Here is a 20912-nt window from a genome sequence, read left to right on the forward strand (position 1 = left end):
CGTCGCCATGAATAGAACTCTCTACAGCTGTCTGTTTTACCTGGCGCTGCCGTTGGTGGCTTTACGTCTGTGGCTGCGCGCGCGCAAGGCGCCGGCGTATGCCCAGCGCATCGGCGAGCGGTTTTCCTTGAACCTGCCCGCGATGCAACCCGGTGGTATCTGGGTGCATGCGGTGTCGGTGGGCGAAAGCATCGCCGCCGCGCCGATGATTCGCGGCTTGCTGGCGCGGTATCCGGCGCTGCCGATCACGGTCACGTGCATGACCCCCACCGGTTCCGAGCGTATCCAGGCACTGTTCGCCGGTGAGCCGCGTATCCAGCACTGCTACCTGCCGTACGATTTGCCCTGCGCGGCGCGGCGTTTTCTGGACCGTGTCCAGCCCAAGCTGGCGGTGATCATGGAAACCGAGCTGTGGCCCAACCATATTCACGCCTGCGCCCAGCGTGGCATTCCGGTGGCCTTGGCCAACGCCCGGTTGTCGGCCCGCTCGGCCAAGGGGTACGCCCGGTTTGCCAAGCTGACCGCGCCCATGCTGGCGCAGATGAGCCTGTTTGCCGTACAGACCGAAACCGAGGCCGAGCGTTTTCGCAGCCTGGGCGCGCGGCCTGAAACCGTGCAGGTCACCGGCTCGATCAAGTTCGACTTGACCGTCGACCCACAGCTGCTGGCGCGTGCGTCAGCCCTGCGCCAGCAGTGGCACGCCAGTGAGCGCCCCGTGTGGATCGCCGCCAGTACCCACGAAGGTGAGGACGAAGTGGTGCTTGCCGCCCATCGTCAATTGCTCGCCAGTTACCCCAATGCGCTGCTGATTCTGGTGCCCCGTCATCAAGAACGCTTCGGCCCCATGTTCGATCTGTGCCAGCAGCAGGGTTTTGCCACGGTGCGCCGTTCCAGCAGCGAGCCTGTCACCGCGCAAACGTCGGTGTTGCTGGGTGACACCATGGGCGAGCTGCTGTTTTTGTATGCGCTGGCCGACAGCGCGTTTGTCGGCGGCAGCCTGGTGCCGACCGGCGGGCACAACCCGCTGGAACCGGCGGCGCTGGCCAAGCCTGTGATCACCGGGCCGCACGTGTTCAACTTCCTGGAAATCAGCGCGATGATGCGCGAGGCCAAGGCGTTGCAAGAAGTCGACGACGCCCAAGGGTTGGCGGTGGCCGTGCAGCGGCTGTTCGAGTTGCCGCGCGACGCGCAAAAGATGGGTGAAGCGGGGCTGTCGGTGATGCGGGCCAATCAGGGCGCGTTGCAGCGGTTGCTGGACGGCCTGGGCCGGCTGATCAACCGCTGACTGGCCAGCGCCCGCAAACGCCAGGTTATTGCGGGCGGGCCTTGAGCTGGTCCGCTGCGGCCTTGGCCAGGTCCGGCGGCAAGAAGTCTTTGTCCGGGTTGTAGTCGGCCTTCAAATACTGCGTCAGGGCCTGCAAGTCTCCCGGGTTCAGCGTTCCCGCTGCCTGCTTCAACCGCAGGTTGTCGAGGATGTAGTCGTACCGGCTGTTGTTGTAGTTGCGCACCGACGAATACAGCTGGCGCTGGGCGTCCAGCACATCGACGATGTTGCGCGTGCCCACCTGATAGCCGATTTCCGTGGCGTCCACCGCGCTCTGGTTCGAGATGATCGACTGGCGGCGGGCCTGTACCTGCTCCACGTCGGTGTTGACCGCACGGTACAGGTTGCGGGTGTTTTCCACGACCTGGCGGCGCAGGCCTTCACGTTGTTGTTCGGTTTGGTCGAGGCGTGAATAGGACTCGCGCACCTGCGAGCTGGTGAGGCCGCCGCTGTAGATCGGGATGTTCAGGCGCAGGCCGATGGTGCGTTGTTCCACATCGCCCCGGTACGGCGTGCCAAACGCGTTCGGGTTGCTGAAGCCCAGCGCGTCGTTGTCACCTCTTTCGTATTGCGCTACCGCGTCCAGGGTCGGTGCGTGGCCGGCCTTGCGTTGTTTCAGGGTTTCTTCGGCAGCGGTCACCGCGTAGTTGCTGGCCAAAAGGTTCAGGTTCTGACGCCCGGCAGTTTCCACCCAGGCCTTGGCATCGTTGGGCAGCGGGGCCAGCACCGGCAGGGTGTGGACGATGCCCTGGATCGAGTTGTATTGGCGGTTGGTCAGGGTGATCAACGCTTCAAACGCGTCCTCGACCTGGCGCTGGGCCACGATCCGGTTGGCGCGGGCAGTGTCGTAGCTGGCCTGGGATTGCAGCACGTCGGTCTTGTCCGACAGGCCCACGTCAAAGCGCTCGTTGGACTGGTCCAGTTGGCGCTTGAACGCCGCTTCTTCGGCCTTGGTCGAGGCCAGGTTGTCTTGGGCGCGCAGCACGGCGAAGTAGTTTTCGGCGCTTTGCAAGATCAGGTTCTGCTCGGTGGCCGAGAGCTGCAGCGCGGCTTGTTCGTTGACCGCTTCGGCGGCTTGCAAGTGGAACCAGCGGTCGGCGCGAAACAGCGGCTGGCTCAAGGTGGCCCGCCAGGAGTGGGCGTCGCGGTTGGCCGTGGCGGCCGGTTGAGCGATCTGTGTGCGCACGTTGTTGGTATCGGCCCCGGCCGAGAGGTTAGGCAACAGGCCTGCGCGGGCCTGGGGCACCACTTCCTTTTGCGCGCCGTATTGGGCGCGGGCGGCGGCCAGGTCGGCGTTGTTGTCGACCGCTTCCTGGTAGACGCTGACCAGGTCGGTTTTGGTCGATAAGGGCGCTTCTGCTGCCCAGGCCAGTCCGTTGGTCGCACAAGACACGGCAAGCGCCAGTGAGAGTTTGCGCAGCATGAGGCGATCCCTATTAAAATATTATGGCTGTAATTTTGCGCCCAAGGCTATGACGAGTCAGGCGGTGCGTCAAGCGCCCGGGCAGTCGTCGAGTGTAGTGGCCCCATCAAGGTGCAACAATCCTGTGATGACGCCATTCATCCTGCCAACTGCATCGTCATTGGCAATTGGCCGGTCGGTTGGTCTAGACTGGCCGCGTTCTTGTCGGGGTGCCTTGCTACGAGGCTGAGATCGGTTGATGCCGGATCCCGTTGAACCTGATCAGGTTAGCGCCTGCGTAGGGAACAAGATTTCTCGTCACCCGGCGAGTCCTCTTGTGCTTCGTCCGGGATCGTTGTTCGTGTATCGAACAGCCCTCGTGCAGCAAGCACAGCACTGGTTTCAGTGCGTCCGTCCGTCACAGGTTCGCTCCGACAAACATCCACCGCCTGGAGAGTTGGAGAGCCCGTGATGAGTACAAAACTAAAAAACACCGTGCATTTGAGTGAGTCGGCCAAGGTCGACGAGCAGTCGGTCCAGCCGTTTACCCGTTCGCAGAAAGTCTACGTACAAGGCACCCGGCCGGACATTCGCGTGCCGATGCGCGAGATCAGCCTGGACGTGACCCCCACCGACTTCGGCGGTGAAATCAATGCCCCGGTCACGGTGTACGACACCTCCGGCCCCTACACCGACCCCAACGTGATCATCGACGTGCGCCAAGGCCTGGCCGACGTGCGCTCGCCGTGGATCGAGTCCCGCGCCGACACCGAGCGCCTGGCGGGCCTGAGCTCGCACTTCGGCCAGCAGCGCCTGAGCGACGCCGAGCTCACCGCCCTGCGGTTTGCCCACGTGAAAAACCCGCGCCGCGCCAAGGCCGGGGCCAATGTCACGCAGATGCACTACGCGCGCAAAGGCATCATCACTGCCGAGATGGAATACGTGGCCATCCGCGAAAACATGAAGCTGGAAGAAGCCCGCGATGCCGGTCTTTTGACCCAGCAACACGCCGGTCACAGCTTTGGCGCCAGCGTGCCGAAAATCATCACGCCCGAGTTTGTGCGCGAAGAAATCGCCCGTGGCCGCGCGATCATCCCGGCCAACATCAACCACACCGAACTGGAGCCGATGATCATTGGCCGTAACTTCCTGGTGAAGATCAACGGCAACATCGGCAACAGTGCCCTGGGTTCGTCCATTGAAGAAGAAGTGGCGAAACTGACCTGGGGCATCCGTTGGGGCTCGGACACCGTGATGGACTTGTCCACCGGCAAGCACATCCATGAAACCCGCGAGTGGATCATCCGCAACTCGCCCGTACCGATCGGCACCGTGCCGATCTACCAGGCCCTGGAAAAAGTCGGCGGCGCCGCCGAAGACCTGACCTGGGAGCTGTTTCGCGACACGCTGATCGAACAGGCCGAGCAGGGCGTCGACTACTTCACCATCCACGCGGGCGTGTTGCTGCGCTACGTGCCGCTGACCGCCAAGCGCGTCACCGGCATCGTGTCCCGTGGCGGTTCGATCATGGCCAAGTGGTGCCTGGCGCACCACAAAGAGAACTTCACCTACACGCATTTCGACGAAATCTGCGAAATCATGAAGGCCTACGACGTCAGCTTCTCCCTCGGCGACGGCCTGCGCCCGGGCTCGATTGCCGACGCCAACGACGCCGCGCAGTTCGGCGAGCTGGAAACCCTCGGCGAGCTGACCAAGACCGCCTGGAAGCACGACGTGCAAACCATGATCGAAGGCCCGGGCCACGTGCCCATGCAGTTGATCAAAGAGAACATGGACAAGCAGCTCGAATGCTGCGACGAGGCGCCGTTCTACACCCTGGGCCCGTTGACCACCGACATCGCGCCGGGCTACGACCACATCACCTCCGGCATCGGTGCGGCGATGATCGGCTGGTTCGGCTGCGCCATGCTCTGCTACGTCACGCCCAAGGAACACCTGGGCTTGCCCAACAAGGATGACGTGAAGACCGGGATCATCACCTACAAGATCGCCGCCCATGCGGCGGACCTGGCCAAGGGGCACCCGGGGGCGCAGATCCGCGACAACGCATTGAGCAAGGCGCGCTTCGAGTTCCGCTGGGAAGACCAGTTCAACCTGGGCCTGGACCCGGACACCGCGCGTTCGTACCACGATGAAACGCTGCCCAAGGATTCGGCCAAGGTCGCGCATTTTTGCTCGATGTGCGGGCCCAAGTTCTGCTCGATGAAGATCACCCAGGAAGTGCGCGAATACGCAGCGAACCAGCGCATCGAGGCAGTGGACATCGACGTGGCGCAGGGCTTGGCCGAGCAGGCGCAGCGGTTCAAGCAGGAAGGCAGCCAGCTGTACAAAAAAGTCTGATCCGCCCTCGCGGGCACGCCCGGCCCCCTCTTTTTTGACGCGGTTCACACCGCAACAAGGGGGGGCGGGCTTGCCCGCGTAGCGCTCTGGCAACCAACACCTATCCCTGCGAGATAACCCTCCTTGAACAATCAACCCAGCACCTATTCCCCCGACACGGCCGTGCCCGGCGACAAGCGCGTCTTTGGCGCCCGTGACCTCTTTTCCCTATGGTTCTCCCTGGGCATTGGCCTGATGGTGCTGCAAACCGGTGCGCTCCTGGCGCCGGGCCTGGGCCTGTCGGGGTCGTTGCTGGCTATTTTCCTCGGCACGCTGGTCGGCGTGCTGTTATTGGCCGCTGTGGGCGTGATCGGTAGTGACACCGGCCTGTCCGCCATGGCCGCCCTCAAACTCAGCCTGGGCGCAAAAGGCGCCAGCCTGCCGGCGCTGCTCAACCTGTTGCAACTGGCTGGCTGGGGCTCGTTTGAGCTGATTGTGATGCGCGACGCCGCGAGCCTGTTGGGCACGCGGGCCTTCAGCGAGGGCAGCCTGTTGGCCAACCCGCTGCTCTGGACCTTGGTTTTTGGCGCACTTGCCACCCTGCTGGCGGTGAGTGGCCCGCTGACCTTTGTGCGTAAGGTTTTGCGCAAATGGGGCATCTGGCTGCTGCTGGCCGCGTGCCTGTGGCTCACCTGGAACCTGTTCGCCAAGGCCGACCTGGCCGCCCTGTGGACGCAGGCCGGTGACGGATCTATGCCGTTTGCCGCAGGTTTTGATATTGCGATCGCGATGCCGCTGTCCTGGTTGCCGCTGATCGCCGACTACTCACGCTTTGGCAAGCGTGCCAGGAGTGTGTTTGGCGGCACCGCGCTAGGCTTTTTTATCGGCAATATCTGGCTGATGAGCCTGGGGGTGGCCTACACGCTGGCGTTCGCGCCGAGCGGGGAAGTGAATGCGCTGCTGTTGGCGTTGGCCGGTGCCGGCCTTGGGATCCCGCTGTTGCTGATTCTGCTGGACGAGTCAGAAAACGCCTTTGCCGATATTCACTCGGCAGCCGTGTCCAGCGCGGTGCTGTCGCGCCTGAACGTTGAGCACCTGGCATTGGCGATTGGTGTGCTGTGCACGCTGATCGCGTGCCTTGCACCGTTGGCCCAATACCAGAACTTCTTGCTGTTGATCGGCTCGGTGTTCGCGCCGCTGTTTGGCGTGGTGCTGGTGGACCACTTCATCTTGCGCCGCCGCGCCCCAGTGGCGGTCAAGGCCTTGCACTGGCCGGCGCTGCTGGCCTGGCTCGGCGGCATCAGCACCTACCACCTGTTGGCCAACGCCTACCCGGACGTCGGCGCGACCCTGCCTGCGCTGGTGCTGGCAGGGGTGATGCACTGGCTTCTCGGGCGGGCCTTCAGCGGGTCGCAGGCACCAGCTCAGGCTTGATCACGCCGGTGAGGCGGGCATAGGGGATGGTCATTTCGATCAGCCCCAGTGCATACGGCGCGATGGTGGTCACGTTGTACTTGAGCACCACGCCGTTGGTGGTCAGGGCTACGTTGGGGGTTTTCTGGAACGGCCAGTTCTTCACGAACGCAGGGTCGCGGTCCATCTGCGAGTTGATCAGCCAGTTGTTGTGGGCCACTTTCGCGGTTTTCCAGAACGCGTCCTCCTGGCCGGGCCGCAGCATGTCGGCCAGGCTCAGCTCCTTGTGCAGCAGGCGCGAATAATTGATGAAACCCCGGCCCGGGTCGCCATGGGCGCCGCCGGTGTCCAGGTAGCTCGACACTTCGATGATCACCAGCGCGTCATGTTGCTCGCGTACCTTGGCTTGCAGGTACAGGCTGTGGCGGTCGGGTGACTCGCGCAAAAACTGTTCGCGGTAGGCGCTTAGGGTGCTCGGCATGCTCTGGCCGGGCGAGGTGCGGGCCATCTGCAGCAGGCGCTGTTCGATGAGCTGGTCCAACTGCGGCTCGCTCGGGAAGTGCACGGTGTCGATGTTCACCAGCGGGCAGTCGGGGCTGGTGCAGCCGGGTTTGATCTGTTCGGAGGCGTCGGCGGTGGTGTCCAGGGGTTTCTGGGCGCTGGGCTGGAACAGGCTCTGGCAGGCGCCGAGGGTCAGGGCGATACAGGCCACGGAGGCGATTTTCAAAAACGACATGTGCGTCCTTCATGAATCGAGAGAAAGCGAAGAGTGTGCCGCTTGGACTACCGACGCAGCAGTCAGTTCGCCACTAAGCTGATGGAGGGGAGTTTGACCTGCGCCGTCCCGACCGGCAACCGGAAAGGGGCTGCATCGTAGCGCGTCGGCGCGTTAGGATGGCGCGATGTCGAGTCCCGCACTAAACGAGGTTGATATGACGGACACCGCAAAATCGAAGCCGGCCAAGGTCGAGATCGTTCAGCGCGACAACGCCTACAAGGGTTTTTACAAGCTCGACCGGCTGACGCTGCGCCATGAGCTGTTTGAGGGCGGCATGAGCCGCGAGCTGAACCGCGAAGTCTTCGTGCGACACGACGCGGTGTGCGTGCTGCCCTACGACCCGCAGCGCGATGAAGTGGTGCTGATCGAACAGTTTCGCGTCGGCGCCCTGGGCCGTACCGACAACCCGTGGCTGGTGGAGATGGTCGCCGGGCTGATTGACAAGGATGAGCAACCGGAGGAAGTTGCACACCGCGAAGGCGAAGAGGAAGCTGGCCTGACGTTCTCCGCGCTCTGGCCCATCACTCAATATTTCCCGTCGCCGGGGGGCAGTACCGAGTTTGTCCACTTGTACCTGGGGCGTTGCGACAGCTCCGGCGCCGGTGGCGTCCATGGATTGGAAGAAGAAGCCGAAGACATCCGCGTCACCGCCTGGGCCTTTGAAGACGCCCTGCAAGCGGTGCGCGACGGTAAAATTTCCAATGCAGCCAGCATCATCGCCCTGCAATGGCTGGCGCTTAATCGCGCAGAAGTGAGGGGGTTATGGCAGTAAAGGCACGGGAACGATATCGGGTTGACCTGGTGGGGCTGCAAGCCGCCTGCGAGGCCAACTATGCACGGCTGATGCGCCTGTTGCCCGACATGCGCCACAGCCTTGAGGCGCGGCGCATCGGTGTGAGCCATGGCGACCAGATGCTCGGCGTACTCACCCTGGAGGTGGCGGTGAACTGCCCGTACACCACCACCCTGCGCGTGCGCCAGGAACACAGCCTGCCCTGGCTGCCGGTGCCGCAGCTGGAAGTGCAGGTGTACCACGACGCACGCATGGCCGAAGTGATCAGCGCCGAACACGCGCGGCGCTTTCGCAGCATCTACCCGTACCCCAACGTGTTCATGCACCAGCCGGATGAGAAAGCACAGCTCAATGTGTTCCTCGGCGAATGGCTCAGCCACTGTCTGGCGCTTGGCCATGAGTTTGAAGCGGTTCGCTAGATGTGAACTTCGTCTGCTTCACGGGTTTCCTCTTTGTGTCCTGCCCCAGCATAATCGCGGCATATGCCCATGCCCCGGGAGGCCGCCTTGTCGAGCGTATCCACCTTGAACCCTGACACCGCGTTGCTGGTGCAGTTGTCCGACAGCCACCTGTTTGCCCAGGCGGACGGCGGGCTGCTGGGCATGAACACGCGCGACAGCCTGCAAAAAGTCATCGACCTGGTGCGGGCTCAACAGGCCGATATCGACCTGGTGCTGGCCACGGGGGACTTGTCCCAGGATGGGACGCTCGCCTCCTACCAGGTGTTTCGCGACCTGAGCGGGCAGATCCCGGCGCCAGCGCGCTGGATCCCGGGTAATCACGACGAACCTCAAGTCATGGCGCAAGCCGCCGTCCACAGCGCATTGCTGGAGCCGGTGGTGGACGTGGGCAACTGGCGCGTCACCCTGCTGGACTCGGCCGTGCCGGGCTCGGTGCCGGGTTATCTGGCGGATCAGCAGCTGCAACTGCTGGCGCAAGCCTTGAGCGAGGCGCCCCAGCGTCATCATCTGGTGTGCCTGCATCACCACCCGGTGCCTATCGGATGCGCGTGGATGGCGCCCATCGGCCTGCGCAACCCCGACGCGCTGTTTGCCGTGCTGGACCGCTTCCCGCAGGTGCGCGCGGTGCTGTGGGGCCATGTGCATCAACCGATCGACCGCGAGCGCAAGGGCGTGCGCCTGTTGGCGTCGCCGTCCACCTGCATCCAGTTCGCCCCCGGCAGCGAAGACTTCCAGGTCAGCGAAGAAGCGCCCGGTTACCGCTGGCTGCGCCTGCACGCCGACGGACGGTTGGACACCGGCGTCGAGCGCCTGGAAAACTTCGAATTCACGGTGGATTACGACGCCAGCGGCTACTGACCCGCGCCGGTACTCACACCCCTTGAGTTCCCTGTAAACTGCGCCTCTTTGTCTGTGCACGGAGAGCTCGGTATGCCCGCTTCCATCCTTTACATCCACGGTTTCAACAGCGCCCCGGCCTCCACCAAGGCCAGCCAGTTGATCACTGTGATGGGCAGCCTCGGCCTGGCCGACCACCTGCGTGTACCGGCCCTGCATCATCACCCGCGCCAGGCCATGGCCCAGCTGGAGCAGGCGATCGGCGAACTGGGGCGCCCGCTGCTGGTGGGTAGCTCGTTGGGCGGCTACTATGCAACCCATCTTGCCGAGCGCCACGGCCTCAAGGCCCTGTTGGTCAACCCGGCGGTCAGCCCGCACACGATGTTCGACGGCTACCTCGGCACCCAGAAAAACCACTACACCGACGAAACCTGGGAGCTGACTCACGACCACGTCACGGCGCTGGCGGCGCTTGAGGTGGCAGCGCCGCGGGACGCCGGGCGGTATCAGGTGTGGTTGCAGACCGGGGACGAAACACTGGATTATCGCCTCGCCCAGCAGTATTACCGGGCCTGTGCCTTGCGCATCCAGGCCGGTGGCGACCACAGTTACCAAGGCTTCGCCCGGCAATTGCCGGCGCTGTTGAGTTTTGCCGGCATTGGCGCCGATCAGTATCAATCCTTCGATTTCGCAGCACTTTGAAATCGCAGGTTACTTTTTAATCGAACGACTCACGACGAGACCCCATGGCCACTCCCAGCGCTAGCTCTTATAACGCCGACGCCATCGAAGTCCTCTCGGGCCTCGATCCGGTGCGCAAACGCCCCGGCATGTACACCGACACCAGTCGGCCGAACCACCTTGCCCAGGAAGTCATCGACAACAGCGTCGACGAAGCCTTGGCCGGGCATGCCAAGTCCGTGCAAGTCATCCTGCACGCCGACCACTCCCTGGAAGTGTCCGACGATGGCCGCGGCATGCCCGTGGACATCCACCCCGAAGAGGGCGTGCCGGGGGTCGAGCTGATCCTCACCAAGCTGCACGCCGGTGGCAAGTTCTCCAACAAGAACTACCAGTTCTCCGGTGGCCTGCACGGCGTGGGCATTTCGGTGGTCAACGCCTTGTCCACGCTGGTGCGGGTCAAGGTCAAGCGCGACGGCAACGAGTACCAGATGACCTTCGCCGATGGCTACAAAGCCACCGACCTCGAGGTGATCGGCACCGTTGGCAAGCGCAACACCGGCACCAGCGTGTACTTCTCGCCGGACCCGAAATACTTCGATTCCGCCAAGTTTTCCATCAGCCGCCTCAAGCATGTGCTCAAGGCCAAGGCCGTGTTGTGCCCGGGGCTTTTGGTCAGCTTTGAAGACAAAGGCACGGGCGAAAAGGTCGAGTGGCACTACGAAGACGGCCTGCGTTCGTACCTGGAAGACTCGGTGGTCGAATTCGAGCGCCTGCCCAACGAGCCGTTCTGCGGCAGCCTCGCCGGTAATAAAGAAGCGGTCGACTGGGCCCTTTTGTGGCTGCCCGAAGGCGGCGACAGCGTGCAGGAAAGCTACGTCAACCTGATCCCCACCGCCCAGGGCGGCACCCACGTGAACGGGTTGCGCCAGGGGTTGCTGGACGCCATGCGCGAGTTCTGCGAATACCGCAGCCTGCTGCCGCGCGGCGTGAAGCTGGCGCCGGAAGATGTGTGGGAGCGCATCGCGTTCGTGCTGTCGATGAAAATGCAGGAGCCGCAATTCTCCGGCCAGACCAAGGAGCGCTTGTCGTCCCGTGAGGCGGCGGCGTTTGTGTCCGGGGTGGTCAAGGACGCCTTCAGCCTGTGGCTCAACGAGCACCCGGAATTGGGCATGGCCCTGGCGGAGCTGGCGATCAGCAACGCCGGGCGTCGTCTCAAGGCCAGCAAGAAAGTCGAGCGCAAGCGCATCACCCAGGGCCCGGCCCTGCCGGGCAAACTGGCCGACTGCGCCGGGCAGGACCCGATGCGCTCCGAGCTGTTTCTGGTGGAAGGGGATTCCGCCGGCGGTTCGGCCAAGCAGGCGCGGGACAAAGAGTTCCAGGCGATCCTGCCGCTGCGCGGCAAGATCCTCAACACCTGGGAAGTCGACGGCAGCGAAGTGTTGGCCAGCCAGGAGGTGCACAACATCGCCGTGGCCATCGGGGTGGACCCGGGCGCCGAAGACATGAGCCAGCTGCGCTACGGCAAGATCTGCATCCTCGCCGACGCCGACTCCGACGGCCTGCACATCGCCACCTTGCTCTGCGCGCTGTTCGTGCAGCATTTCCGCCCGCTGGTGGACGCAGGTCACGTGTACGTCGCCATGCCGCCGCTGTACCGCATCGACCTGGGCAAGGACATTTTCTACGCCCTGGACGAAGCCGAGCGTGACGGCATCCTCGACCGCCTGGTGGCCGAGAAGAAACGCGGCAAGCCGCAAGTCACCCGATTCAAAGGCCTTGGCGAAATGAACCCGCCGCAACTGCGCGAAACCACCATGGACCCCAACACCCGGCGCCTGGTGCAGTTGACCCTGGACGATTTTGCCGCGGCTTCGGAGATCATGGACATGCTGCTGGCCAAAAAGCGCGCGTCAGACCGCAAGAGCTGGCTGGAGTCCAAAGGCAACCTGGCCGAGGTGCTGGGCTGATGCTCAGCCGTTTCGCCCTGGCGATGCTGCTGTTGAGCGGGTTGGCTGCCACCTCGGTGGTGGCAGCGCCTGCGGTTGAGCTCAAGATGCTGTCGGAACACCCGGTGCAGGGCATGCGCGGCGGCAACCTGTCGGGCCTGGCCTTGTGCGGCAAGGAGCTGTGGACGGTGTCCGACCGCGACGACGATCAGATCTACCGGCTCGATACCCGCGCCGACACGTGGCAGGCCGAAACGGTCACGATCGAGGTGCCGCCGGTGCCGGACTCCGGGTTGCCCTGGGGGCTGCGCTCGCGCACCAAGGCCGCGTCGCTGGTGCGTGGCGGTGACCTGGACTTTGAAGGCATCACCTGCGACGCGGCGGGCAATCTTTATATCGTCAGCGAAGCCCATGCCGCGGTCCTGCAAGTGCCAGCCGCTGGCGAGCCCGAGTGGCTGAAAATCGCCCCGGGCATGGTGCGCGAAGCGCGGGCCAGTGGCATGTTGCTGCACTTCAATGCGTTATTTGAAGGCATCGCGATCAACCCGCAGGGCAATCAGCTATGGCTGGCAGCCGAGCGCGAACGGCGCGGGCTGATTGTGCTCAAGCGCCCGCAAAGCCTGTGGGACTGCGACGGGGCCTGCGTGTTGCTGAGCGAGGCGGGCCAGGAAATGCAGCCCGCGCAATTCCCAGGTGCCAAGGCAGTGTCCAAGGACTTTGCCGACCTTTCGCTGTTCAACGGCAAGCTGTTTACGCTGGAGCGTAACGCGTACCAGGTGTGCCGCCGGGATGCGGTCACGGCCAAGGTCGAGCTGTGCTGGTCGTTTGCCGATGAAGCCTTGGCGCCCAACCGCCGCTATAACCAGCCTTATGGCTTGGCTGAAGCGTTGGTGGTGGATGCTGACGGCGCCTGGATCGGCATCGACAACAATCTGAAGCCCCGCGCCGACGGTGAAAAACGCCCGATGGTCTATCGTTTTGCCGCCCCGCCCGGTGGCTGGAGCGCCAAGCCATGAGCCACCCTGTTTATGAATTCAACCAGTGCAGTGGCCTGTTGCCGCTGCACCTGACCCCTATGATGAGGCCCGCATGAGTGACATCCTCGCAGACAGCTTAGAGGGCGTAGAGCGCCGATCGCTGGCTGACTTCACAGAAAGTGCCTACCTCAACTACTCCATGTACGTGATCATGGACCGTGCCTTGCCGCATATCGGCGACGGCCTGAAGCCCGTGCAACGGCGCATCGTCTATGCCATGAGTGAGTTGGGCCTGGACGCCGACGCCAAGCACAAGAAGTCGGCGCGTACCGTCGGCGACGTGCTGGGTAAATTCCACCCCCACGGTGATTCCGCCTGCTACGAAGCCATGGTGCTGATGGCGCAGCCGTTCAGCTACCGCTACACGCTGGTGGACGGCCAGGGTAACTGGGGGGCGCCGGATGATCCCAAGTCGTTCGCTGCCATGCGGTATACCGAAGCGCGGCTTTCCCGTTATTCCGAAGTACTGTTGAGTGAGTTGGGCCAGGGCACCGCCAACTGGGGGCCGAACTTTGACGGCACCCTGGAAGAACCCCTGGTATTGCCGGCACGTTTGCCGAATATCCTGCTCAATGGCACCACCGGTATCGCCGTGGGCATGGCCACTGACGTGCCGCCGCACAACCTGCGGGAAGTCGCCAGTGCGTGCGTGCATTTGCTCGACGAGCCCAAGGCCACGGTCGAGCAGCTGTGCGAACACATCAAGGGCCCGGACTACCCGACCGAGGCGGAGATCATCACGCCGCGCGCCGACCTGCTGAAAATGTACGAAACCGGCAAGGGCTCGGTGCGCATGCGTGCCGTGTACCACGTCGAAGACGGCGACATCATCGTCACCGCGCTGCCGCATCAGGTGTCCGGCGCCAAGGTGCTGGAGCAGATCGCCGCGCTGATGCAGGCCAAGCCGTCGAAACTGCCGCAAGTGGCCGACCTGCGTGACGAGTCCGACCACGAGAACCCGTGCCGCATCGTGATCATCCCGACCAACAGCAAGGTTGATCATGAAGTACTGATGCAGCACCTGTTTGCCAGCACTGAGCTGGAATCCACCTACCGGGTCAACGTCAACATCATCGGCCTGGACGGCAAGCCGCAGCTGAAGAACCTGCGCAACCTGCTGGTGGAGTGGCTGGAGTTCCGCGTACAGACCGTGCGCCGCCGCCTGCAATTTCGCCTGGACAAGGTCGAGCGCCGCTTGCACCTGTTGGACGGTTTGCTGATTGCCTATCTCAACCTGGATGAAGTGATTCACATCATCCGGACCGCCGAGCACCCAAAGGCCGAGCTGATCGCGCGTTTTGAACTCAGCGAGATCCAGGCCGATTACATCCTCGACACCCGCCTGCGCCAGCTGGCGCGCCTGGAAGAGATGAAGCTGCGCGACGAACAGGACGCGCTGCTCAAGGAGCAAGCCAAGCTGCAAGCCCTGCTGGGCAGCGAAGCCAAGCTGAAGAAACTGGTGCGCAGCGAGCTGATCAAAGACGCCGAAACCTATGGCGACGACCGCCGCTCGCCAATCGTGGAGCGCACGGAAGCCAAGGCGTTGACGGAAACGGAGCTGCTGCCTAACGAGAAAATTACCGTCGTTCTGTCGGAAAAGGGTTGGGTTCGCTCAGCCAAGGGGCATGATATCGACGCGACCGGCTTGTCGTACAAGGCTGGTGACGGGTTCAAGACCGCTGCGGCGGGGCGTTCCAACCAGTTTGCGGTGTTTATCGACTCCACCGGGCGCAGTTATTCGGTGCCGGCCCACACGTTGCCGTCGGCACGCGGGCAGGGCGAGCCGCTGACCGGGCGCCTGGCGCCACCGCCGGGGGCGAATTTTGAGTGTGTGTTGCTGCCGGATGACGACGCCTTGTACGTGATCGCTTCCGACGCCGGTTACGGTTTTGTGGTCAAGGGTGAAGACCTGCAGGCCAAGAACAAGGCGGGCAAGGCGTTGTTGAGCCTGCCTAGCAGTTCGCGGGTCATCGCGCCTCGGCCTATTGGGGATTTGGAGCAGGACTTGTTGGTGGCGGTCACTAACGAAGGGCGTCTGTTGATCTTCAAGGTTTCCCTGTTACCCCAGCTGGGCAAAGGCAAGGGCAACAAGATCATCAGTGTTCCGGGTGAAAAGGTTGCGAGCCGGGAGGAATATGTGACCGATATAGCTGTTCTTCCTTATGGGGCCTCCTTGGTATTGCAAGCGGGCAAGCGAACGCTCTCACTTAAACCCAATGATCTTGAGCACTACATCAGTAGCGAGCGGGGCCGGCGGGGTAACAAATTGCCGCGTGGCTTCCAGCGAGTGGACGCATTGCTGGTGGAAACACCCGCTTAAGGTCATTTAGAGCGCCCGATCTACGATTTAACCCGTAGATCGACGCTTTCGCGCTGGAGTCATGGCGCATATTCACGGATGATATGGCCTCTTCAGCGCCGGCGTAGCCGCGCGTATACACGTTTATTTGCGTATTACAGTGTGGCAGGCCATGCGGCCGCCACTTGGATGGGATGATGACTGCTCCGCGCCTTCCTTTGATTTTATTGCTCGCTGGCCTCCTGGGGCTGGCGGGTTGCAGCACACACCAACCGGTGTCGCTGTACCAGCTGGACAGCGGAAGTCCGGCTCAACCTGCACAAAGTGCGGGCATGGCTGTATTGCTGGGCCCTGTGGTGGTCGCCGACTACCTGCAACGTGAAACCCTGCTGCAACGTCAGAACGACGGCAGCCTGCAAGGTTCCGTCGATGGACGCTGGGCAGGTAGCCTTTCGGCGGATATCAACCAATTGGTGCTGCGCCAGGTGGCCGGTCACCTGGACAGCCAGCGCGTCGTCCTGGCCCCGGCGCCCACCGGGTTTACCCCGGACGTGCAGGTGTTGTTGACCATCACCCGCCTGGACTCCGGCGCCACACAGCCCGCGATCCTGGATGCGCAGTGGCGCTTGATCGACCGCCGTGGCCAGGTGCGGGATAACCGCATCGTGCACTTGCAGGAAGAACACGCGGGCACCACGGCCTCCCAGGTCCAGGCCCAGGGTGTGTTGTTGCAGCACCTGGCGCAGCAATTGTCGGTGGCCCTCAAGCCTTTGGCCAACCAGCCTTCCGTGGCAGAAGCCCCGCGCAAGGCGGCCCCGGCCCCCAAGCCTGCAGTACCGGAAAAGCCGAAGATGCCGGTTGCCGCGCCGATTCGCACGGATATGGAAGTGTTCAGGTTCTGATCTGAATACCTGCAAAAAGGCCCGCTCTGTTGAGCGGGCCTTTTTGTTTGTCCGGGATTTATGGCGGGGCGGGGCAGGCCCGCCTCGCGTCAGCTCTTGTTGCGCGTCTCGTGCATCCGCGCCAGCTGGCGTTCCAGCATCGACGGGTACGGCTCCATCAGCCGTTCCACGCAGCTTGCGCCTTCGGGGCTGGCAATCGGGCGGATCCGTGCACGTTGGCGAATCAGCGAGTCATCACTGATCTTGCGCTCCACCAGCAGCAGGTTGCGGCTGTGTTGCGACAACGCCAGTGCGTCCTGCGCGGTTTCGGTCAGCAGCAGGTCGATCTGGCTGATGCCGTACAAGTCGTCACCCAGCGTCAGGCCCAGTTGCAGCTGCAAGGTAATGCCGCTGTCGGCCACTTCGATCTGCAACGCATGGCCCAGCGCCCGTAGCAACTCGCCGCAGCAAATGGCGTTGGTCAGGTAGTCTTCGCCGCTGTCTTCGCTGTGGAACAGCATCAGGGTGCTGCCATCGTTCAGGGTGTGCAGTTCGCTCTGGTACAGCGAAGCGGCCTGGTCGAGGCAGTCACGGTAGCGTTCCAGCAACTCGGTGAGGCGTGTGCGAGGCAAGCGGCGCAACTGGTCCTGTGCACCCAGTTGAACCGCCAGTACGGCGCTGTACTGAGGCTGGGTGTTTTGCACGGGCGCAGGCTTGGGCGCGGTGGCTACGGGGGCGGAGTTGTCCCGCAGGTCGGCGAACGGGTCTTCCTCGTCCAGCTCGTCCTCTTCGGCGTGCAGGGGCTTGCGCAGCGCGGGCTTGGGCGCCGGGGCTTCGTCGAAGTCGTGGCTTTTGCCTTCAAAGGCGGGCTCGTCGTCTTCGTAGTCGGTGTCGTCGTAATCGGGCTCGGGTTCAACCTCGGGCACCGTTGGCTCCGGTGCGAAGCTTGCGTGCAACTGGCGGGCGAGGTCGCCGATTTCGTCCTGGCGGTCGGTGCCGGGGGTGTGTTCATCGATATCGCGCAGCCAGATGCGCAGTTGCATCAGCGGCGTGGAGATATGCCTGCCCAGGCGCAGGCTCAAGGCCAGTGCCAATGCCAGCAGGATCGCGCTCAAGATGCCCATGCTTTGCAGGCTGATGGTCATCGGTTGCTGGAACTGCTGCATGTCCAGGCTGATGCGCAGTTGGCCGGCCTTCACATCCTGAAACGTAATATTGCTCGAATACAGGCCTTCTGCTTCGCCCAGCAGGCCGTTTTTCGGGCGCTGCCCGGCTTCGGCCATGATCCGGTTGTCCACGCTGTAGATCGCCGCGTGGGCCACCAGCGGGTTTTTGGTCAGGTTGTTGAGCAGCACGTTGAGGCTGAGGATGTCGTTGGACACCAACAGCTCGGTCGCCGACGTGGCGGTCTGCGTCGTCAGGCTTGCGCCCAATGCGTCGGCTTGCTCGTGCATGGCCTGCTTGAACTGCAAACCCATCACGCAGGCGTAGATCACCAGGGCCAGGGCGACCAGGATCACGTTATGGCTGGCGATGCGTAATGCGATCGGCACGCGGCGGTGACGCAGTGCGCGGAAGATCAGCAGGAAGAAGTTATCGGTTTTTACTGGCGTGGGCCGGTTCACTTGCGCTCGGCTCTTTAGTCCGTGAAGTTGACGCGCAGTATAGCGACAGGCCCTAGACCGGCAAAGCGCTGCCTGTGCCGATGGTCACTGAAAGTGGGTAGAATGCGGTTTTTTTCCAGCTCGGGGGTGCGCTTTGCGCGAAATTGTCCTGATTAACATCACGGGGGAAGACCGTCCGGGTCTTACCGCGGCCATTACCGGTGTTCTGGCGCAGGGTGGTGTGAATATTCTCGACATCGGCCAGGCGGTGATCCACGACACGCTGTCGTTTGGCATCCTGGTGGACATTCCAAGCACCGAGCACGCCTCGTCCGTGCTCAAGGACATCCTGTTTACGGCCCATAAACTGGACCAGCAGGTGCGTTTCACCCCGGTGTCCGAAGAGGACTACCAACAGTGGGTGGCGGGCCAGGGCAAACAACGCCACATCGTCACGCTGCTGACGCGCAAGGTCACGGCCGAGCAGTTGCAGCGCGTGAGCTCGATCACCGCTCAGTATGGGTTGAACATCGACCACATTGACCGTTTGTCGGGTCGCATGCCGCTGGACGCCCCGGTCGACAAGGGCAAGGGCTGCATCGAGTTTTCTGTGCGCGGTGAGCCAGCAGATCCACAGGCCCTGCGTGCAGAATTCTTGAGCGTGGCCCAGGAACTGAACGTCGATATCGCCTTCCAGGAAGATTCGCTGTTTCGCCGCAACCGCCGTTTGGCGGTGTTCGATATGGACTCCACACTGATCGAAGCCGAAGTCATCGATGAGCTGGCCAAGGCGGCCGGTGTGGGCGAGCAGGTGTCGGCGATTACCGAACGTGCCATGGCCGGTGAGCTGGATTTTCGCGCCAGTTTCAAGGAGCGCCTGGCGTTGCTCAAAGGGCTGGATGTGGGCGTGCTGGACGCTATCGGCGCGTCCCTGCGCCTGACCGAGGGCGCTGAAACGCTGTTCGCCGAACTCAAGCGTCTGGGTTACAAGACCGCCATCCTGTCGGGCGGCTTCACCTACTTCGCCAAACAGTTGCAGGCCAAGCTGGGCATCGACTATGTGTTCGCCAACGAGCTGGAAGTGGTGGATGGCAAAGTGACCGGCGTGGCGGTCGAGCCGATTGTGGACGCGCAGCGCAAGGCGGATTTGCTCAAGGAGCTGGCCCACAAGGAAGGTTTGCGTCTGGAGCAGACCATTGCGGTGGGCGACGGCGCCAACGATTTGCCGATGCTGGCGATCGCCGGGCTGGGCGTGGCGTTTCGGGCCAAGCCTTTGGTCAAACAATCGGCCAAGCAGGCGATTTCGACCTTGGGGCTGGACGGGGTGCTGTATCTGCTGGGCTTGCGCGACCGCGACGGTCAGCTGTAACCCAATGACCGTTCCCACGCCTGCGTGGGAACGGTCATCACCTCAGGCGTTGGGTGAGCCGATGCCTTGGCCCATCTGCACCGGCGAGCCTGCCGCCAGTTCTTCAGCCCATTTCACCTGACCTGGCCCGAACAGCACGATGGCGGTCGAACCCAGCTTGAAGCGGCCCAGTTCCGCACCTTTTTCCAGGTGGATCGGCGCACGCGCCGCTTCGTCGTAACGGAAGGTTTTCAGCTCGCGCTTGGGCGGCGTCACCAGCCCGGCCCACACGGTTTCAACCGACGCCACGATCATCGCGCCCACCAACACCACGGCCATCGGGCCGCGCTCGGTGTCGAACAGGCACACCACGCGCTCGTTGCGGGCGAACAACTCTGGCACGTTTTCGGCGGTGGTCTGGTTGACCGAGAAAATTCGGCCTGGCACGTAGACCATTTCCCGCAGCGTGCCAGCCAATGGCATGTGCACGCGGTGGTAGTCCTTGGGCGAAAGATAAATAGTGGCGAAGTCGCCGCCCATGAACGGCGCCGCCGCGGCGGCGTCACCGCCGAGCAGTTCCAGCACGCTGAAGCTGTGGCCCTTGGCCTGGAACACCCGGCCATGTTCGATCGGGCCGAGCTGGCTGACGGCACCGTCGGCCGGGCTCAGTACGGCACCTGGAGTCGGGTCCAGCGGGCGCGCGCCGTCTTTCAGGGCGCGGGTGAAGAACGCGTTGAAGTGCTCGTAGGCGGTCAGGTCTTCGACCAGTGCCTGGGACATGTCCACTTGATAGCGCTTGGCGAACCAGGCGGTGAAGGCGTTCTTGAACCAGCGCACACGGCACTCGGCAACGCACCCGGCCAATCGCGACAGCAAGTGGTGGGGCAGCAGGTACTGGCTGATGATGAACAACTGCTTTTTCATTGAAACTGTCCTTTAAATCTCGACAGGGGTGTCGGGGTGGTTGCCCCATTCGCCCCAGGAACCGGCATAACCTTTGACTCGCGGATAACCGAGCGCCTTGGCCACCAGGTAGGTGAAGCCAGAACGGTGGTGAGTCTGGCAATGAGTGATGATTTCTTTGTCGCGGGTCAGGCCCAGGTCTTCCAGCACCTGTGGCATGTCGCGACGGATGCGCAGGTTGCGCGCCTTGTCCATGCCCGCCGTCCACTCGAAGTTCACGGCGCCGGGGATGTGCCCGCCTTTGGCCGCGAGGACTTTTTCGCCGGAGTATTCCAGCGGGCTGCGCGCGTCCCACACGCCCAGGTCGGCGGCGCCCAGGCGGCTTTGCAGGTATTCGCGGGTGGCGGTGGGCGTGTCGTGCAGGGTCAGGCTGACGGGGCCGCCGACGGGGGCCGGAACCTCGGTGGACACCGGGTGTTTTTCGTCCAGCCAGGCCAACAGCCCGCCGTCGAGGTAGTGGTAGTTCGGATGGCCGATCACATCGAGCATCCAGATAAAGCGCCCGGCCCAACCGCCGCCTTCGTCGTCGTACACCACGTAGGTGGCGTCGGCGGTATGGCCCAGTTCGCCGAACAGCCTTTGCAGCTCAGCCTTGCCCGGCAACAGGCCCGGCGCCGGTGGCTGGCCCAGTTGGGTGCGCTTGGGGTCGACGAAGCGGGCGCCACGGATATGCCCTTCGGCATACCGCGCAGCGCTGGTCAGGTCCACCAGAATCAGGTGTTCGGCATCAAGGCGACTCAGCAGGTCGCGGGGCTCGATAACCAGCGGCAAGCCAGAGAAGTCAGGCATGTGAAGCCTCCTG

Annotated in this window: 17 protein-coding genes and 1 riboswitch; of the genes, 12 read left to right on the forward strand and 5 right to left on the reverse strand. The window is 63.2% G+C overall.

Annotation, left to right across the window (positions count from 1 at the left end; all coding sequences use genetic code 11):
• Positions 1-7: 7 nt before the first annotated feature.
• Positions 8-1285 carry a lipid IV(A) 3-deoxy-D-manno-octulosonic acid transferase gene (gene waaA, locus ACW9H9_RS03495; protein WP_457341620.1) on the forward strand — a complete coding sequence of 426 codons (1278 nt, stop codon included), beginning with the start codon at positions 8-10 and terminating at the stop codon, positions 1283-1285.
• Positions 1286-1310: 25 nt separating this feature from the next.
• On the opposite strand, the gene ACW9H9_RS03500 is transcribed toward waaA, so the two are convergent.
• Positions 1311-2747, reverse strand: coding sequence for a TolC family outer membrane protein (locus tag ACW9H9_RS03500; RefSeq protein WP_457341621.1), 1437 nt, complete (start codon positions 2745-2747; stop codon positions 1311-1313).
• A gap of 195 nt (positions 2748-2942) precedes the next feature.
• Positions 2943-3048: riboswitch (TPP riboswitch) on the forward strand.
• A gap of 149 nt (positions 3049-3197) precedes the next feature.
• Between ACW9H9_RS03500 and thiC the strand changes: the two genes are divergently transcribed.
• Positions 3198-5087: a phosphomethylpyrimidine synthase ThiC gene (thiC, locus tag ACW9H9_RS03505; RefSeq protein WP_457341622.1), complete on the forward strand. Its 1890-nt coding sequence runs from the start codon at positions 3198-3200 to the stop codon at positions 5085-5087.
• Positions 5088-5210: 123 nt separating this feature from the next.
• Positions 5211-6500, forward strand: a complete 1290-nt coding sequence (gene cytX, locus ACW9H9_RS03510) for a putative hydroxymethylpyrimidine transporter CytX (protein WP_457341623.1) — start codon at positions 5211-5213, stop codon at positions 6498-6500.
• On the opposite strand, the gene ACW9H9_RS03515 is transcribed toward cytX, so the two are convergent.
• Positions 6469-7215 (reverse strand): RsiV family protein, encoded by a 747-nt coding sequence (locus ACW9H9_RS03515; RefSeq protein WP_457341624.1) that lies wholly within the window; start codon positions 7213-7215, stop codon positions 6469-6471. The genes cytX and ACW9H9_RS03515 overlap by 32 nt on opposite strands.
• A gap of 196 nt (positions 7216-7411) precedes the next feature.
• On the opposite strand from ACW9H9_RS03515, the gene ACW9H9_RS03520 reads away from it, so the two are divergent.
• From ACW9H9_RS03520 to ACW9H9_RS03555, 8 genes are all read left to right on the forward strand, one after another.
• On the forward strand, positions 7412-8029 hold the full coding sequence (locus ACW9H9_RS03520) for an NUDIX domain-containing protein (RefSeq protein WP_457341625.1): 618 nt from the start codon (positions 7412-7414) through the stop codon (positions 8027-8029).
• Positions 8020-8469, forward strand: coding sequence for a DUF1249 domain-containing protein (locus tag ACW9H9_RS03525; protein WP_457341626.1), 450 nt, complete (start codon positions 8020-8022; stop codon positions 8467-8469). The genes ACW9H9_RS03520 and ACW9H9_RS03525 overlap by 10 nt, the downstream gene beginning before the upstream one ends.
• Before the next feature lie 87 nt (positions 8470-8556).
• The gene (gene cpdA, locus ACW9H9_RS03530; protein WP_457341627.1) at positions 8557-9369 is read left to right on the forward strand and encodes a 3',5'-cyclic-AMP phosphodiesterase; all 813 of its coding nucleotides are present in this window, start codon (positions 8557-8559) and stop codon (positions 9367-9369) included.
• Between the two features lie 72 nt (positions 9370-9441).
• Positions 9442-10050 (forward strand): YqiA/YcfP family alpha/beta fold hydrolase, encoded by a 609-nt coding sequence (locus ACW9H9_RS03535; RefSeq protein WP_457341628.1) that lies wholly within the window; start codon positions 9442-9444, stop codon positions 10048-10050.
• A 44-nt stretch (positions 10051-10094) separates the two neighbouring features.
• Positions 10095-11999: a DNA topoisomerase IV subunit B gene (parE, locus tag ACW9H9_RS03540; protein WP_457341629.1), complete on the forward strand. Its 1905-nt coding sequence runs from the start codon at positions 10095-10097 to the stop codon at positions 11997-11999.
• The gene (locus ACW9H9_RS03545; RefSeq protein ID WP_457341630.1) at positions 11999-12994 is read left to right on the forward strand and encodes an esterase-like activity of phytase family protein; all 996 of its coding nucleotides are present in this window, start codon (positions 11999-12001) and stop codon (positions 12992-12994) included. Before parE ends, ACW9H9_RS03545 begins: the two co-directional genes overlap by 1 nt.
• 73 nt (positions 12995-13067) lie before the next feature.
• Entirely contained in the window at positions 13068-15335 is a 2268-nt protein-coding gene (gene parC / locus ACW9H9_RS03550) for a DNA topoisomerase IV subunit A (protein ID WP_457341631.1), read from the forward strand.
• Between the two features lie 173 nt (positions 15336-15508).
• On the forward strand, positions 15509-16216 hold the full coding sequence (locus tag ACW9H9_RS03555; RefSeq protein WP_457341632.1) for a PqiC family protein: 708 nt from the start codon (positions 15509-15511) through the stop codon (positions 16214-16216).
• A gap of 89 nt (positions 16217-16305) precedes the next feature.
• Here the strand turns inward: ACW9H9_RS03555 and ACW9H9_RS03560 are convergent, their stop codons facing one another.
• Positions 16306-17820, reverse strand: coding sequence for a histidine kinase (locus ACW9H9_RS03560; RefSeq protein WP_457341633.1), 1515 nt, complete (start codon positions 17818-17820; stop codon positions 16306-16308).
• Between the two features lie 133 nt (positions 17821-17953).
• Here ACW9H9_RS03560 and serB point away from each other — a divergent pair, with 133 nt between their 5' ends.
• Positions 17954-19168 carry a phosphoserine phosphatase SerB gene (gene serB, locus ACW9H9_RS03565; protein ID WP_457341634.1) on the forward strand — a complete coding sequence of 405 codons (1215 nt, stop codon included), beginning with the start codon at positions 17954-17956 and terminating at the stop codon, positions 19166-19168.
• 42 nt (positions 19169-19210) lie between these two features.
• Here the strand turns inward: serB and asd are convergent, their stop codons facing one another.
• Both asd and ACW9H9_RS03575 read right to left on the reverse strand, forming a co-directional pair.
• Positions 19211-20071 (reverse strand): archaetidylserine decarboxylase, encoded by an 861-nt coding sequence (gene asd / locus ACW9H9_RS03570; RefSeq protein ID WP_457341635.1) that lies wholly within the window; start codon positions 20069-20071, stop codon positions 19211-19213.
• A gap of 12 nt (positions 20072-20083) precedes the next feature.
• Positions 20084-20899 (reverse strand): rhodanese-like domain-containing protein, encoded by an 816-nt coding sequence (locus ACW9H9_RS03575; RefSeq protein ID WP_457341636.1) that lies wholly within the window; start codon positions 20897-20899, stop codon positions 20084-20086.
• Positions 20900-20912 lie beyond the last annotated feature (13 nt).

The sequence above is a fragment of the Pseudomonas sp. SDO5215_S409 genome, from assembly GCF_054071325.1.

Coding starts and splice junctions, on each gene's coding strand:
- waaA (WP_457341620.1), top strand. CDS start 8: ATGAATAGAACTCTCTACAGCTGTCTGTTTTACCTGGCGCTGCCGTTG.
- ACW9H9_RS03500 (WP_457341621.1), bottom strand. CDS start 2,747: ATGCTGCGCAAACTCTCACTGGCGCTTGCCGTGTCTTGTGCGACCAAC.
- thiC (WP_457341622.1), top strand. CDS start 3,198: ATGAGTACAAAACTAAAAAACACCGTGCATTTGAGTGAGTCGGCCAAG.
- ACW9H9_RS03515 (WP_457341624.1), bottom strand. CDS start 7,215: ATGTCGTTTTTGAAAATCGCCTCCGTGGCCTGTATCGCCCTGACCCTC.
- ACW9H9_RS03520 (WP_457341625.1), top strand. CDS start 7,412: ATGACGGACACCGCAAAATCGAAGCCGGCCAAGGTCGAGATCGTTCAG.
- ACW9H9_RS03525 (WP_457341626.1), top strand. CDS start 8,020: ATGGCAGTAAAGGCACGGGAACGATATCGGGTTGACCTGGTGGGGCTG.
- ACW9H9_RS03535 (WP_457341628.1), top strand. CDS start 9,442: ATGCCCGCTTCCATCCTTTACATCCACGGTTTCAACAGCGCCCCGGCC.
- parE (WP_457341629.1), top strand. CDS start 10,095: ATGGCCACTCCCAGCGCTAGCTCTTATAACGCCGACGCCATCGAAGTC.
- ACW9H9_RS03545 (WP_457341630.1), top strand. CDS start 11,999: ATGCTCAGCCGTTTCGCCCTGGCGATGCTGCTGTTGAGCGGGTTGGCT.
- parC (WP_457341631.1), top strand. CDS start 13,068: ATGAGTGACATCCTCGCAGACAGCTTAGAGGGCGTAGAGCGCCGATCG.
- ACW9H9_RS03555 (WP_457341632.1), top strand. CDS start 15,509: ATGATGACTGCTCCGCGCCTTCCTTTGATTTTATTGCTCGCTGGCCTC.
- asd (WP_457341635.1), bottom strand. CDS start 20,071: ATGAAAAAGCAGTTGTTCATCATCAGCCAGTACCTGCTGCCCCACCAC.
- ACW9H9_RS03575 (WP_457341636.1), bottom strand. CDS start 20,899: ATGCCTGACTTCTCTGGCTTGCCGCTGGTTATCGAGCCCCGCGACCTG.